Origin of the sequence: Aequorivita iocasae (genome assembly GCF_016757735.1) — a bacterium.
Lineage (GTDB): Bacteria > Bacteroidota > Bacteroidia > Flavobacteriales > Flavobacteriaceae > Aequorivita > Aequorivita iocasae.
Window position 1 is genome coordinate 1 of sequence record NZ_CP068439.1, and the last position, 14417, is coordinate 14417.

13 protein-coding genes and 1 tRNA gene are annotated in these 14417 nt (G+C 38.4%); 8 read left to right on the forward strand and 6 right to left on the reverse strand.

Features of this window, described 5'->3' with window-relative positions; all coding sequences use genetic code 11:
• Genes dnaA through JK629_RS00020 form a run of 4 tightly spaced genes read left to right on the forward strand, consistent with a single transcriptional unit; the run spans position 1 to position 4093 of the window.
• Complete coding sequence (gene dnaA / locus JK629_RS00005) at positions 1-1428, forward strand: chromosomal replication initiator protein DnaA (RefSeq protein ID WP_202336491.1); 1428 nt, start codon at positions 1-3, stop codon at positions 1426-1428.
• Positions 1429-1480: 52 nt separating this feature from the next.
• A complete protein-coding gene (locus JK629_RS00010) occupies positions 1481-1933 on the forward strand; it encodes a low molecular weight protein-tyrosine-phosphatase (RefSeq protein ID WP_202336492.1) in 453 nt (150 codons plus the stop codon).
• Between the two features lie 53 nt (positions 1934-1986).
• Entirely contained in the window at positions 1987-3372 is a 1386-nt protein-coding gene (locus JK629_RS00015; protein ID WP_202336493.1) for a PQQ-dependent sugar dehydrogenase, read from the forward strand.
• 7 nt (positions 3373-3379) lie between these two features.
• A complete protein-coding gene (locus JK629_RS00020) occupies positions 3380-4093 on the forward strand; it encodes an SAM-dependent methyltransferase (RefSeq protein ID WP_202336494.1) in 714 nt (237 codons plus the stop codon).
• 4 nt (positions 4094-4097) lie between these two features.
• Here JK629_RS00020 and JK629_RS00025 read toward each other — a convergent pair whose 3' ends face one another.
• The 5 genes from JK629_RS00025 to JK629_RS00045 form a co-directional block, all read right to left on the reverse strand.
• Entirely contained in the window at positions 4098-4745 is a 648-nt protein-coding gene (locus JK629_RS00025; protein ID WP_202336495.1) for a peptidoglycan-binding protein LysM, read from the reverse strand.
• Positions 4746-4885: 140 nt separating this feature from the next.
• Positions 4886-5527 (reverse strand): hypothetical protein, encoded by a 642-nt coding sequence (locus JK629_RS00030; protein WP_202336496.1) that lies wholly within the window; start codon positions 5525-5527, stop codon positions 4886-4888.
• Positions 5528-5908: 381 nt separating this feature from the next.
• Positions 5909-5984 (reverse strand) — tRNA-His (locus JK629_RS00035).
• Between the two features lie 88 nt (positions 5985-6072).
• Positions 6073-6789 carry a bacillithiol biosynthesis deacetylase BshB1 gene (bshB1, locus tag JK629_RS00040; protein ID WP_202336497.1) on the reverse strand — a complete coding sequence of 239 codons (717 nt, stop codon included), beginning with the start codon at positions 6787-6789 and terminating at the stop codon, positions 6073-6075.
• A 9-nt stretch (positions 6790-6798) separates the two neighbouring features.
• On the reverse strand, positions 6799-7965 hold the full coding sequence (locus tag JK629_RS00045; RefSeq protein WP_202336498.1) for a trans-sulfuration enzyme family protein: 1167 nt from the start codon (positions 7963-7965) through the stop codon (positions 6799-6801).
• 220 nt (positions 7966-8185) lie between these two features.
• Between JK629_RS00045 and hutI the strand changes: the two genes are divergently transcribed.
• The 4 genes from hutI to JK629_RS00065 all read left to right on the forward strand — a co-directional run bounded on the left by hutI (position 8186) and on the right by JK629_RS00065 (position 13904).
• Positions 8186-9424 carry an imidazolonepropionase gene (gene hutI, locus JK629_RS00050; protein WP_202336499.1) on the forward strand — a complete coding sequence of 413 codons (1239 nt, stop codon included), beginning with the start codon at positions 8186-8188 and terminating at the stop codon, positions 9422-9424.
• The gene (locus JK629_RS00055; protein ID WP_202336500.1) at positions 9421-10422 is read left to right on the forward strand and encodes a formimidoylglutamase; all 1002 of its coding nucleotides are present in this window, start codon (positions 9421-9423) and stop codon (positions 10420-10422) included. The genes hutI and JK629_RS00055 overlap by 4 nt, the downstream gene beginning before the upstream one ends.
• Before the next feature lie 61 nt (positions 10423-10483).
• On the forward strand, positions 10484-11284 hold the full coding sequence (locus JK629_RS00060) for an MBL fold metallo-hydrolase (protein WP_202336501.1): 801 nt from the start codon (positions 10484-10486) through the stop codon (positions 11282-11284).
• A 67-nt stretch (positions 11285-11351) separates the two neighbouring features.
• A complete protein-coding gene (locus JK629_RS00065) occupies positions 11352-13904 on the forward strand; it encodes a T9SS type A sorting domain-containing protein (RefSeq protein ID WP_202336502.1) in 2553 nt (850 codons plus the stop codon).
• A gap of 68 nt (positions 13905-13972) precedes the next feature.
• Here the strand turns inward: JK629_RS00065 and JK629_RS00070 are convergent, their stop codons facing one another.
• Positions 13973-14416 carry a hypothetical protein gene (locus JK629_RS00070; protein ID WP_202336503.1) on the reverse strand — a complete coding sequence of 148 codons (444 nt, stop codon included), beginning with the start codon at positions 14414-14416 and terminating at the stop codon, positions 13973-13975.
• Position 14417: the final 1 nt, after the last annotated feature.

Consider the following 14417-nt stretch of genomic DNA (forward strand, 5'->3'; position numbering starts at 1 on the left):
ATGAGCAAAACTGCGGAATCGGTTTGGAATAATTGTTTGGCTTTTATCGAAGATAACATCACTTCGCAAGCATACAAAACTTGGTTCGAACCCATTAAAGCAGTAAAGCTTACAGATAATGCGCTTAGCATTCAAGTTCCGAGCAAGTTTTTTTATGAATGGCTTGAGGAACACTATGTTAAAATTTTGAAAGTTGCTCTTACAAAAGAACTGGGCGCTACTGCAAAATTGGTTTACATCATCAAGATGGAAAACACTTACGGCAACAAACAGCCCTTTACTGAAAAAATCCCTAGTGCCAACAGAAGCAACCTTCAATCTCAAGAGGTTGATGTACCGTTGAAAAATAAAAGCCCGGAGCTTAAAAATCCTTTTGTTATTCCAGGCATTCGCAATGTAAAAATTGAGTCGCAACTAAACCCAAATTATAATTTTGAAAGTTTTCTTGAAGGTGAATCAAACCGCTTGGCGCGTTCGGCTGGTTTAGCTGTGGCCAACAAACCCGGTGGAACTTCCTTTAACCCCTTGCTTATTTTTGGCGGGGTTGGTTTGGGAAAAACCCACTTGGGCCATGCAATTGGTGTTGATATAAAGGATAAATATCCAGAAAAAACCGTGCTGTATATTTCTGCGGAAAAGTTTACGCAACAATATATTGAATCAGTAAAAAAGAATAATCGCAACGATTTTATTCACTTCTATCAAATTATAGATGTATTGATTGTTGATGACATTCAACTACTTTCCGGAAAGGCTGGAACACAGGATGTTTTCTTCCATATTTTTAACCATTTGCACCAAAACGGAAAACAGGTTATTTTGACCAGTGATAAAGCACCTGTTGATATGATTGACATTGAACAGCGTTTGCTTTCACGTTTCAAATGGGGACTTTCGGCTGAGTTGAACCATCCAGATTACGATACCCGAGTTGCGATCATAAAAAACAAACTGTACCGAGATGGTGTTGAAATGCCTGAGGATATAGTGGAATTTTTGGCAAACAATATCAAAACAAACATTCGTGAATTGGAAGGTGCTATTATTTCGTTGATCGCCCATTCCTCTTTCAATAAAAAAGAGATAACAATTGATCTTGCCCGCAAGATTGTTGACAATTATGTAAAGCATACCAAACGTGAAGTTTCCATTGACTACATCCAAAAAGTGGTGAGTGATTATTTCCAAATGGATGTAGATACCCTTCAGTCAAAAACTCGAAAGCGCCATATTGTGCAAGCGAGACAATTGGCTATGTTTTTTGCGAAAAAATTCACTAAGGCATCGCTTGCTTCCATAGGTTCGCAAATTGGGCAGCGTGACCATGCTACTGTGCTTCACGCTTGCAAAACGGTTGATAATCTTTCAACGACCGATAAGCAATTTCGCAAGTATGTGGAAGACCTTAACAAAAAGTTGACGCTTTAGTCATTTTGGATTCCTTATTTTTATTCGGAATAAAACATTTACTTTTCCAAAAATGCAAACTAAAATCTTAATGGTGTGCCTCGGCAATATTTGTCGTTCTCCTTTGGCAGAAGGTATTTTAAAATCTAAAATTGATTCCTCAAAAGTATTTGTTGATTCTGCAGGGACGGGACACTGGCATGTGGGCGATGAACCTGACCAACGAAGCATTGCCGTTGGAAAAAAATATAATATAGATATTACCCATCAGCGCGGAAGACAATTTAGTACGAAGGATTTTGAGGATTTCGATTTGATTTATGTTATGGACAACAGCAACAAAGAAAATGTATTGGCTCTGGCCCAAAACGATTCACATAGAGAAAAAGTAAAATTGATTCTCGATGAAATCTTTCCTGGGGAAAATGTAGATGTGCCCGACCCCTACTTTGGTGGAAATGCAGGTTTTGAAAATGTTTTTCAAATGCTGGATAAAGCCTGTGATGAAATAGCAAAGCGGCTTTAACAAATATATCCGGCTGATTTTCTTATTTTAGTGCTTTCGCTAAAAAAATCACTATGAAAAAATTACTCCTCTTTTCACTCATTCTCTCTAGTTCTTTTTTTTCATTTGCACAAAATGTGGAAATAGAATTTTTTAAGGGAAATTTTTCAGATCCGCTAAGCCTGCAACACGCAAATGATGACAGGCTTTTTGTTGTAGAACAGGGCGGAAGAATTAAAATAATTCAACCAAATGGTACCGTAAATTCCACGCCCTTTTTAGATATTTCTGGACAAATTTCCAATGGTGGTGAGCAAGGATTACTTGGGCTTGCCTTTCATCCGGATTACGTTAATAACGGTTATTTTTATGTTAATTACACATTAGCAAATGGGAATACCCAGGTTTCACGATTTTCTGTAGATCCAAATAACGCAGATATAGCCAATCCCAATTCTGAAATTCGTATAATTGGATATACTCAGCCTTTTTCAAACCATAATGGGGGGTGCATTGCCTTTGGCCCGGATGGTTATTTATATATTGCCTCTGGAGATGGGGGCAGTGGTGGCGACCCCGGTAATCGCGCACAAAATACACTTTTACTATTGGGAAAATTGCTTCGATTGGATGTTGACAATCCAAGTGGCAATAATAATTATGGAATTCCTCCCGACAACCCATTTGTTGGCAACCCCGATGGATTGGATGAAATTTGGGCTTACGGTTTACGCAACCCATGGCGCTTTTCTTTTGATTTTACTGAAAATAATATTTGGATAGGTGATGTAGGCCAAGGTGAGGTTGAAGAGATAAATCGTGAACCAGCTACTGAAGGTGGAATAAATTACGGTTGGAGGTGCTATGAGGGGTCAATGCCTTATAATACCACAGATTGCCCTCCGGCTAATGAACTTACGTTTCCCATTGCTGAATATTCTTCGGGTTCGGGTTCCGGAAATTGCTCCGTTACCGGAGGACATGTTTATCGAGGTTCAGTTTATACAGATATTGCCGGACTTTACTTTTTTGCTGATTACTGCAGCGGTTTAATAGGGACTGTTGATGCTGCTGGCAATATGGTGGAATATGGAAACTTTTCCGGAAACTGGGTTTCTTTTGGGGAAGATGTAAACAAAGAGTTGTACATTGTGGATATTGGCGGTGATATTTACAAAATCAAGGGTGGTGAAATTGCCAGTATCGAAGATTTCTCCTTAAAAAACGTACTAAGCGTACTGCCAAATCCCGCTTCAAAAGATGTTATTTTCAGCTTAAAGAATGATATGCTTCAAACAATCCAGCTTTTTGATGTAAGAGGCAGCTTGGTCTATTCCGAGGAAAATATTTCCAGCAGTGAAAAAACAATTTCCATTGAAAATTTAAACACCGGAATTTATTTTGCGAAAGTCATTTCCGACAAAGGACAATCTGCCGTAAAAAAACTCATTGTCCAATAAACCCTACATGACCACTAAAAAAGGAAATTTATATTTAATTCCCTGCCCAATGGGAGATGTTCCCCCATTGGCCGTGCTTCCGGTTTCCGTAAAAGAAGTGATCGAAGAGATTGATTATTATATTGTGGAACACGAAAAAAACATGAGACGTTTTATAAAAAGCATCGTTCCCGAAAAGCAGCAATCTGTTTTAAAAATTCAGGAAATAAACAAATTCACGAAATCTGAAGAAATACCCTCCATGCTCAATCCATGTTTGGAAGGGTATCACGTTGGGGTAGTAAGTGATGCGGGTTGTCCCGGAATTGCAGACCCAGGAGCCCACGCAGTTCATTATGCGCATGAGATGGGAATAAAAGTAGTTCCGCTTGTGGGGCCTTCTTCAATATTAATGGCTATGATGGCAAGTGGGTTTAACGGACAGAATTTCGCCTTTAATGGCTATTTGCCCATTGATAAAAATAAAAGGAAATCGGAACTTAAACGTTTGGAAAAGATTTCAAAAGATTTTGGCCAATCGCAATTATTTATTGAAACCCCCTACCGCAATAACCAAATGCTACAGAGTGTGATCGAAAATTTGAATCCTCAAACAAGAGTTTGTGTAGCTTGTGACATTACCTTGCCTTCAGAATATATTAAAACGGCTCCCGTGAATTTATGGAAAAAAAAAAAGGTGGATCTTCATAAAAGACCCACCTTATTCATTATTCAAGGATAAACTTTTAGATTACCCTAGGTTTTTTATTTGGTACTATGTGCGAAGTGTCGTACCCTGAAAATTTACGTAAGTAATACCGAATAGAAGCACCATTGGCATCTTCAAAACGATTTTCACCAGCACTTCTAAGGAACTTCTTTACATTGCCTGCCCCGGCTAAGTGCGCGGCTGCCAAAATCCCTGATTCCGTTATTTTCACCCCCCCAATGGTTTTTCCTGCATAACGTTTTATATCATTGCGCAGCACCCACTTATTTAGAGAGGTATATGCTAAAAATGCGGCTTCTTGCTGGCGCGTATCATACAAAAAGTTATCTGTATTCTTAAAACCAATCATTCTTAGGGTTGCGTGAGAAAATTGATATTTTCCCATGTAACCATAATCGTTGACGATGTTGTAATTTCCTCTTGATTCTTTAAATCCAAGGGCTTCTTTAAATCCTACATAGGATTTTCCCAAAAACAAATAAAATTTTGGGGTCACAGGAGCTACTATTGGAATAAGCTCAGCTTCTGTGGGAACGTTATAATTTAACTCTAATCCTTCCGTGCTAAACATGGAAAAATCGTAGCTATCTTTTGAAATGAAACCTGTCCCTACTATTACGGTAACAACAAGTAATACTGCAATTAGATATATTCTTTTTTTCATTAAGTTTAAAATTCAGGCATATAATTACACCTTCGTTTCAGCGCGCAAAGATACAGCTTTTTTTAAAAATCTGATTTTTAGGCTGTTAAATATATATTAAATAAAAAAGCCAGGCTTGTCAACCTGGCTTTTTTCAATAATTATAATGTCGCCCTGGCATTGTTGTCGGGGAGTATTTCAGATACATCGTAATCTACGAAGCGCTTCATGTACTTTGTGATAGGTACACGGTTTGCATCTTCAAAAACGATTTCTCCATTACTGTCCAGAAATTTTATAACATTTCCGGCGCCTCCCAAATGTGCTGCGGCCAAAAGGCCCGATTCAGTTATCTTTACACCATTGATAGACTGGCCATCGAATTTATCAATATACTCCCGAAGCACCCATTTGTTTTTGGAGATTAAAGCCTCAAAAGCTTTTTCCTGCAACAAAGGGGAGTTTAAAAATCGGGATGTATTGTAAATTCCAACCCAATTAAGGGTAGACCGGCCAAACTGGTATTTGCCTAAATAACCCAATCTGTTCACAGCTCTGTAATTGCCACTGCTTTCGCTAAAGCCGAGGTCATAACAGAAACCAAGGAACGACTTCCCAAGAAAAGGAACACTATCTTGAGAATTCAAATTCACTTCATATTCATAAGGAACATAGGCAACGTCCCCTATGATATCTGTAGCGAATATGGAACTGCTGTAATCTTCTCTTTTTGAAGAGAATGCCGTTGCAACGAATATTGCAACAACCAGCAGCACAGACAATTTCATAAAACGTTTTGTCATGTTTTACTTAGTTTTAAAAGTTATAATTATTGCGCCTCCGCTTTGTGCGGGACGAAATAAAATTTTTAAAAAACAAACACAGCTTACAGCTAACGAGTGTGCTCCGCGCAGTATGAAATTATTGTGCCAAAGAACGTTTGACTATCATTTTTTTTGATTGACAGTCAATGTTTTATGTAATATGAAGATAAAAGAAATTAGACAAATAGGTATTTGCTTAACACTATTTAACCCTGTTTCTTAAGTAGTTTTAACAACTTAAAAAACAACAAAGAATTTTAAGTTTATGAATAAAACTTGAAAAAAGGTTTTGAAAAAACCGTGGACCATATGTAGGAAGAAAATAAAAAAGCCCCTCTAAAAAGAGGAGCTTTAAGTTTTGGGTGGAAGACCGGGTTCGAACCGGCGACCTCTTGAACCACAATCAAGCGCTCTAACCAGCTGAGCTACAACCACCATTTATTGTGCATTAAAGCACAACTTCGCTAAGCGGACGCAAATATAAATCAATTATAACGGTTGCGCAATACTCTTTTTAAAGAAAATTAAATTAAATCGAAAATTGAATCTACAGCAGGATAACGTTCCGTTGTAAAACCTTCACCATAATCAACGCCTATCAACCTGCCTAAATCTTGTGCTCTATAGGTAATACTATCGCGGAAGTTAGTGGAAGAGATAGGTGTTTCCGGCTCAGCTGCTTCCTTTTGGTGAAACTGGCTCTTGTATGCAAAAACAGCTTCCAGCTTTTTCTCCAAATATCCCGTTACATCTACTACAAAATCGGGTTCAATGTTTTTCCACTGGATGTAATGATAAACATATTTTGGCCTCCATGCTTTTTGGTGATTTCCTTCGTAAATACTTTCAATTTTTTGCAACCCGCTTAAAAAACAAGCATCACTGGCCATTTTACTCGCTTTAGCGTGGTCTATGTGCCTATCATCAATAGCATTGCAAAGAACGATTTCTGGTTGGTATTTTCTAATTATTTTAATGATTTCCAACTGTGATGCAGCATTATTTACCAAAAATCCGTCGGAGAATTCAAGATTATGCCGAAACTTTACGCCTAAAATTTCAGCGGCATTTGCAGCTTCTTCATCACGTATTTCAGCAGTTCCGCGCGTTCCAAGTTCGCCGCGTGTAAGGTCTAAAATACCAACTTTCTTTCCGTTGGCAATTTCTTTGGCCAATGTTGCCGAACAGCCCAATTCCACATCATCTGGGTGCGCACCTATGGCAAGTATATCAATTTTCATAATTTTACTTTAAACTTTTTGCATTTTTGAAACTTTTTGAAAAGCCTCTTCCAAGTCGGCAATTATATCTTCCGTTTCCTCAATTCCCACAGAAAAACGCAGCAAACCATCACTTATATTTTGGCGTTTTCGCTCTTCAGCGGAAAGCAAAGCGTGTGAAGTTTTTGCAGGCGAAAGAATAGTAGATTCAACCCCAGCCAAACTCATTGATGGTTTTATTATTTTTAATGCTTTTAAAAAATCGCCTACACTTAATGATTGGTTTATTTCAAAAGAAAGCATTCCTGTGTAACCGTTCATTTGCTTTTTTGCAAGCTCGTGATCGGGATGGCTTTTTAGGCCTGGATAGTAAACGTTTTCAACCAAAGGATGTTTTTCGAGCCATTTCGCCATTTTTTTGGCGTTCTTGTTTTGGGCTTTAACGCGCAGCACCATTGTTTTCATACTGCGTTCTAAAAGCCAAACTGTATAATCACTCAAACTTCCACCAAGGTTTTTGGCAAGGTTCCAAATCTTTTTTATATGCTCATCAGATGCAGCTACCGCTCCTGCACATATATCACTGTGGCCACCCATGTATTTTGTGGCACTGTGAATTATAATATCAATTCCGAAATCAGCAGGGGTTTGGTTTACTGGGGAAGCAAAGGTATTGTCTATCATTGTTACAATGCCTCGTTGTTTTGCTATGCGCGAAATCATTTCCAAATCCGTAATGCGCATCAGCGGATTGGAAGGTGTTTCTACAAAAATTACTTTGGTATTCTTCTGAATTTTTTCAGAAAAATCCGCTTCAGAAAAACCTTCGGCAAAAGAATACTCTATTCCGAATTTATGAAATTCCTCTACTACAAAATTATAGGTGCCACCGTACAAAGTCTGCGGAAGTACAACGTGATCTCCTTTGTGCAAAAAAGCCAGCATTGAAGTGCTCACGGCCGCCATTCCGCTTCCGAAAATTAGCGCGGATTCACATTTTTCAAGCATTGCAATTTTTTTGCAAAGTGCCTCTTGGTTTGGCGTGTTAAAATAACGTGGGTATCGCTTTACATCAACATCTTCATATGCATAGCTGCTAGACATATACAAAGGCGAAATAGCGCCTTTAAACTGTTTGTCTTCCACTTCGCCAACGTGTGTACAGATAGTGTTAATTCCTATATTTTTTGATTTCATTCTATAAAATTTTTCAAGGTGCTTAAAGGTATAAATAACTGGGAAGAAAATCCCAAATTTCAAAAATCAAATCCCAAATAAATCTCAGATTGGAAATTTTAAAGCAATCATTTTCGATATTGTTTTTTTAGGATTTACTTTTTAATTGGAATTTGGGATTTCATTATTGGGATTTACTTTTCCTATCTTTATAAAAAAATTTTGCTCTTAAATTATTACAATGAAATTACTGTTAACTCACATAAAAGAATTGCTTCAAGTCCGTGAAAACTGCCCCACAAAACTCAGCGGAAAAGAAATGAAAGAACTCCCAACAATAAAAAACGCTTGGGTTTTTATAAACCATGGCGTGATTGAAGATTATGGAACTATGGACAAAATGGGGCCGCACCAAGGTTTTAAAACTTTGGATTGTAGTGGGAAAATTGTATTGCCAGCTTGGTGCGACAGCCACTCACACATTGTTTACGCTGGAAATCGGGAACAGGAATTTGTAGACCGCATTAATGGGCTTAGCTATCAAGAAATCGCAGAAAAAGGCGGTGGAATCGTGAACAGCGCCAAAAAATTACAAGAAACTTCGGAAGAAGATTTATATCATCAATCCGCCGCACGCTTGGAAGAAGTGATGCGCCTAGGTACTGGCTCCATAGAAATAAAAAGCGGTTACGGACTTACAACAGACGCGGAATTGAAGATGCTACGCGTTGCCAAAAAACTTTCGGAAGAATATCCCATTACAATCAAAACTACATTTCTGGGAGCGCATGCAATCCCGACGGAATATAAAGGCAATAAAGATGGTTATCTGGATTTGTTGTGCAACGAAATGCTTCCAAAAATTGCCGAAGAAAAACTAGCCGAATATGTGGATATTTTCTGTGAAGAAGGTTATTTTTCGGTTGCAGATATGGAACGGATTCTTTCCGAAGGAAAAAAACACAACCTCATTCCTAAAGTTCATGTAAACCAATTCAACAGTATCGGCGGAATTGCAGCTGCAGTAAAACACAATGCTTTAAGTGTGGATCATCTGGAAGTATTGACCGATGATGATTTGGAAGCATTAAAAAACAGTGAAACAATGCCCGTGGCACTTCCCTCCTGCTCTTACTTTTTGAGTATTCCATACACACCGGGCAGAAAAATAATTGATGCAGGATTGCCGTTAGCACTTGCAACAGATTACAACCCGGGTTCCACGCCAAGTGGAAATATGAATTTTGTGGTTGCAACGGCTTGTATTAAAATGCGTTTAACCCCCGAAGAAGCAATAAATGCCGCAACGGTAAACGGTGCATACGCAATGGGCTTGAGCAAAACCCACGGCAGCATCACAAGGGGTAAAAAGGCCAACTTCATCATTACAAAACCAGTGCCGTCCTATGGCTATTTGCCTTATGCTTTCGGAAGTAATTTGATTGATACGGTAATCATTAATGGTCAAGAAGTAAAATGAGTCTTGTGAAAATTTATTCCGAAAAAGATATTTTTTCTTTTCTTAAAAAAAGAGCTGGAGAAACCAAGTTTGGCGAAAAAGTAAACTTTGTTGAAACGCTCGAAGATTTAAAAAATCATTCAGCCAAATATGTGATTTTAGGAATTCCCGAGGATATTGGCGTTCGTGCAAATTATGGAAATCCTGGAACAGCTAAAGCTTGGGAAGCCTCTTTGGGAAGCCTTTTAAATATTCAACACAATCATTTAATCAATGCTGAAAACGTTATCCTTTTGGGCGAAATTGATTGTGAAACCCAAATGAAACAAGCAGCAACTATTTCTAAAGAAGAAAGCCATTATGCCGAAGCACTAGGCGAATTGGTTACCCAAATTGACCATAAAGTTTCCGAAATCATAAAAGCAATTGTCGAAACTGGTAAGTTTCCAATAATCATTGGCGGCGGCCACAACAATAGTTATGGAAATTTAAAAGGCACCTCCGAGGCACTGAAAAACCCAATTAACTGTATCAATTTTGATGCGCATACAGATTTTCGAGCCTTGGAACATAGGCATAGCGGCAACGGGTTTTCGTATGCCTTTGCGGATGGTTTTTTGGATAAATATTTCATCTTCGGGCTTCATAGAAATTATACTTCGGGAGCAGTTTTTAATTCTATCGAAAAAAATTCAGAAAGGGTAAAATTCAATCTTTTTGAGGATATTTCGGTGAAACAAAAATTGTCTTTTTCAGAAGCAATGAAAGAAGCAGAGAATTTCTGCTGCAATGAAACTTTTGGAATTGAGCTGGATACGGACGCTATAGAATTTATGGGAAGCAGTGCCATTTCACCCAGCGGATTTACGTTGACCGAAGCACGACAATTTGTTGCGCATTTCTCAAAAAATACAAATGCTACATACCTTCATATTTGTGAAGGATTGCCATCTGTTGGCATTTTTCCGAATCAAATTGGTAAAACTATTTCTTATTTGGTGAGCGACGTTTTATCTTAAAAATTTGCAAAATAAGACCACACATACTTCATTATGAGTATCTTCATAAAAAAAATTCCCTATGAAAAAAACTGTCTTTATTTTACTAATTTCAATCTCATTTGTTGCCTGCAAAAACACTTCAGAAAAAACCGAAACCGAAGCAACCATCGATAGACCACTGGAAAAAGTTGATGGCGGAGAAGCCGCTACTGAAAAGGGTTTTACCATTAATCCAATAGAGCATGCCAGTATGGTTCTCAATTGGGACGGAACCATAATCTATGTAGATCCCGTGGGCGGAAAAGAAGCATTTTCTGATTACACAGAGCCAGATATGGTTTTGGTTACGGATATTCACGGCGACCATATGGATATTCCTACTCTTGAGGCTATTACTAGTCTTAAAACTGTAATCTTTGCCCCAAAAGCAGTTTTTGAAAAAATGCCTGAAAACCTTCAAAATAAAACTCAAATATTGAACAATGGCGATGTGACCAACGATTTTGAAATGAAAATTGAGGCCATTCCAATGTACAATCTTCGTTCCGAGGCCTTAAAATTTCACGAAAAAGGCAGAGGAAATGGTTACGTACTTGAAAGAAACGGCAAACGAGTTTATATGTCCGGGGACACCGAAGATATCCCTGAAATGCGCAATCTTAAAAATATTGATATTGCCTTTGTTTGCATGAATTTTCCCTATACAATGACCGTTGAAAAAGCAGCCGAAGCCGTGCTGGCATTCAAACCAAAAACCGTTTATCCCTATCATTATAGAGGTACGGAAGGTCTGAGCGATGTTTCAAAATTCAAATCTTTGGTCGAAGCTGGAAAACAGGACATTAAGGTTACTCAATTGAATTGGTATCCCAAGAAATAATTACGATATTTACTTACTTTGAATTTTAAGATTCTTTTTATAAATCCATTATGCTAAATTTCTATTGATGAAAAACTACAAAAGTTGCCCAAGTTTTATTGCATTGACCTTTCTTTTTTCAATTTTCCTTTTCAGTTGTAAAAATAATTCCAAAGAAAATGTAATTGAAGAAGAAACCGGAAAAATGGAGTATCCAGCGGAGTGGATGTACAACCAACGTGCTTATCCAAATAACTACATTAATAAAGAAGCTTATAAAGAAGCAGTGCTTCAATCCAAAGAGATTTTCGCAAATCGTTCACCAGAACAGGCGGGGGAATGGACATTTGTCGGCCCATTAAATACTGGAGGCCGGGTTACCGATGTCGCCATTTCACCAGATAATGACGACCATCTTTATGTAGCAACTGCCACTGGTGGTATTTTTAGAAGTTACGATGCCGGAGCAAACTGGACACCAATTTTTGATGAAGTAACAAAACCTTCTATCGGCGATATTGCAATAGCACCTTCAAATCCGCAACGAATTTATGCCGGAACCGGCGAAGCCAATGGAAGCGCTACTGACGGTGCCTATTTTGGCGATGGAATCTACCGAAGTGATAATGGCGGTGATACTTGGACCAATGTTGGTTTACCTGAAAGTAATCACATAGGTCGCATTGTAGTTGATCCAACAAATCCAGACCGCGTTTTTGTTGCTGCTACAGGAGAATTATATGGAAAAAATGATGAACGTGGTATTTATAGAACAACCAATGGCGGAACAAATTGGGAAAAAGTATTATTTGTAACAGATTCAACCGCGGCGATTGATGTTGCTATGAATGTTGCCAATACAAACATTATTTACGCAGCAATGTGGGAGCGTACTCGTAAACCTTGGCAACGTGATTATGGCGGAGTAACCTCAGCAATTCATAGATCGATGGATGGGGGAACAACTTGGACCGAGCTTGGCGCGGCCAACGGTCTTCCTGCTCCAAATGCACAGACGGGGCGTATTGGTATTGCTGTTTCGGAATCTGATCCCGCTACGGTTTACGCACGTTATACAACCAATGAAATTACCAATGAATTTGATGGCCTTTATAAATCAACTGACAATGGTAACAATTGGACACTCGTTACTTCTGCAGTAGCATTGAGCGGAATTGACGCTAATTTTGGATGGTATTTCGGAAATGTGCGAGTTAATCCCACTAATTCTTCCGAAGTGTATGTTATAGGTTTTGAACTCGCAAAATCTACCAACAGCGGTTCTTCATGGAGTACCTTGCCTGGAATGCACGTAGATCATCACGCACTGGACTTTTCACGCACAAACAGCAGTTTCATGCTCGCCGGAAACGATGGCGGAGCCTATTTTTCGAATAACGGCGGAAATAGTTGGACTAAGTTTTTAAATCTTTCATTAACCCAGTTTTATAATATTGAAGTAGATTATTCACAGCCAGAGAGGCTTTACGGAGGCACACAGGACAACAATACAATTAGGACACTCACAGGAGGCTTAAGTGATTGGAGTTCGATCATTGGAGGTGACGGTTTTCACGTAAATGTGGATCCAAACGATAATAGTTATGTTTATGGAGAATCCCAATACGGCAACCTTCGTCGCTCAACAAATGGCGGAAGCTCTTTTCAAAATGGCACTAATGGAATAAGTGGCAGTGACCGGACCAATTGGAATACACCAGTAATTCTTTCACCTTTTGATTCCTCAATAATGTATTATGGCTCAAATAAGCTTTATACCTCTACACGTGCGGTTACTTGGACTGCCATTAGCCCAGATTTAACTGATGGATTGCATCCAAGTGGTTCTTTGGCTTTCGGAACACTTACAGCAATTGCTGCATCGTACAATAATCTTGATGTTATTTATACAGGAAGCGATGACGGAAATGTAAACGTAACTTTTGACGGCGGAACAACTTGGACAAATGTAAGTGCTGGTCTTCCCGATCAATATATTACATCCATCGCAATGGTGCCGAGTGATGATTTGATTGCGTATGTTACTGTTTCCGGGTTTAAATATTTGGATTACACGCCGCGTGTATTCAAAACCACTGACGGAGGACAGAATTGGACTGATATTTCTTCCAATCTCCCAAATATTCCGGTGAATGATATTATCGTATATCCTGCAGAAAACATACTTTTTGTGGCAACCGATCTAAACGTTTGGTATTCCAAAGATGATGGCGCCAATTGGACTATTTTGGGAAACAATCTTCCGCTTACGGTGGTTATGGATTTAAAATTTCATGAACCAACCAAAACGCTGTATGCCGGAACCTTCGGAAGGGGAATGCACAGTTATGACGTGAGTGATATTTTAAATGTGGGTGAAAATGAATTGGCTTCAAATTCCATCAAAATTTATCCAAATCCTGCGACTTCAGAATTTACCATTTCACAAAACCTTTCTTCGGAAGGAACGGTTCAGCTTTACGATATTTCTGGGAAAAAGATAAAAAGTTTGTTCAATGGAAATTTTGGGGCAAACAAAAACATAACAGTAAAAACCGATGGCCTTGCAGCGGGAATTTATTTGGTGAAAGTGAATAGTGGAAAGCAATCCGTTACTAAAAAGCTGATTATCAATAAATAATTTTAAAGTTTTAAAACAAAAAGCCCGATTCAAAAACTGAATCGGGCTTTTTTGCTTTTTATATACTTCTATTGTTTCTCGCAAACAACGCCCCAAATGGGCAAAGCATTTTTTGCAGTATTTATCTTCACGTTTTCTTTGTCAATTACCTTAAAATCTGCAGACCCTGAATAGTTGGCTTCAAAAATTGCAGCCAGTGAAAACTTGGGTTTTTTAAAATTTAAGATTTTCCAATTTCCATCAGAAGTATAGGTTCCCTTTTCTGAAATAGTGATTGTTTTTTCGTCAGTGTCAGGCTGCGGAATACTTTTAAAGTCGAATTTGAAAGTATTGTTTTCAAAAAGTTGCAATGAAATTGAAGCTACCCCATTTCCTAAACTTTTATAAGAAACAGCCTCACTTTTTCCCAAAACAACTTCTTTGGAATCCTTTGAAGATTTCACAGCAGTTTTCTTACTTCCGCAGGAAGAAATGGTTATTAACAATGCAATCAGCAATATATTTTTCCACATA

Excerpts from the sequence above, each read along its gene's own strand:
- dnaA (WP_202336491.1), top strand. The coding sequence starts at position 1 with ATGAGCAAAACTGCGGAATCGGTTTGGAATAATTGTTTGGCTTTTATC.
- JK629_RS00010 (WP_202336492.1), top strand. The coding sequence starts at position 1,481 with ATGCAAACTAAAATCTTAATGGTGTGCCTCGGCAATATTTGTCGTTCT.
- JK629_RS00015 (WP_202336493.1), top strand. The coding sequence starts at position 1,987 with ATGAAAAAATTACTCCTCTTTTCACTCATTCTCTCTAGTTCTTTTTTT.
- JK629_RS00020 (WP_202336494.1), top strand. The coding sequence starts at position 3,380 with ATGACCACTAAAAAAGGAAATTTATATTTAATTCCCTGCCCAATGGGA.
- JK629_RS00025 (WP_202336495.1), bottom strand. The coding sequence starts at position 4,745 with ATGAAAAAAAGAATATATCTAATTGCAGTATTACTTGTTGTTACCGTA.
- JK629_RS00030 (WP_202336496.1), bottom strand. The coding sequence starts at position 5,527 with ATGACAAAACGTTTTATGAAATTGTCTGTGCTGCTGGTTGTTGCAATA.
- bshB1 (WP_202336497.1), bottom strand. The coding sequence starts at position 6,789 with ATGAAAATTGATATACTTGCCATAGGTGCGCACCCAGATGATGTGGAA.
- JK629_RS00045 (WP_202336498.1), bottom strand. The coding sequence starts at position 7,965 with ATGAAATCAAAAAATATAGGAATTAACACTATCTGTACACACGTTGGC.
- hutI (WP_202336499.1), top strand. The coding sequence starts at position 8,186 with ATGAAATTACTGTTAACTCACATAAAAGAATTGCTTCAAGTCCGTGAA.
- JK629_RS00055 (WP_202336500.1), top strand. The coding sequence starts at position 9,421 with ATGAGTCTTGTGAAAATTTATTCCGAAAAAGATATTTTTTCTTTTCTT.
- JK629_RS00060 (WP_202336501.1), top strand. The coding sequence starts at position 10,484 with ATGAAAAAAACTGTCTTTATTTTACTAATTTCAATCTCATTTGTTGCC.
- JK629_RS00065 (WP_202336502.1), top strand. The coding sequence starts at position 11,352 with ATGAAAAACTACAAAAGTTGCCCAAGTTTTATTGCATTGACCTTTCTT.
- JK629_RS00070 (WP_202336503.1), bottom strand. The coding sequence starts at position 14,416 with ATGTGGAAAAATATATTGCTGATTGCATTGTTAATAACCATTTCTTCC.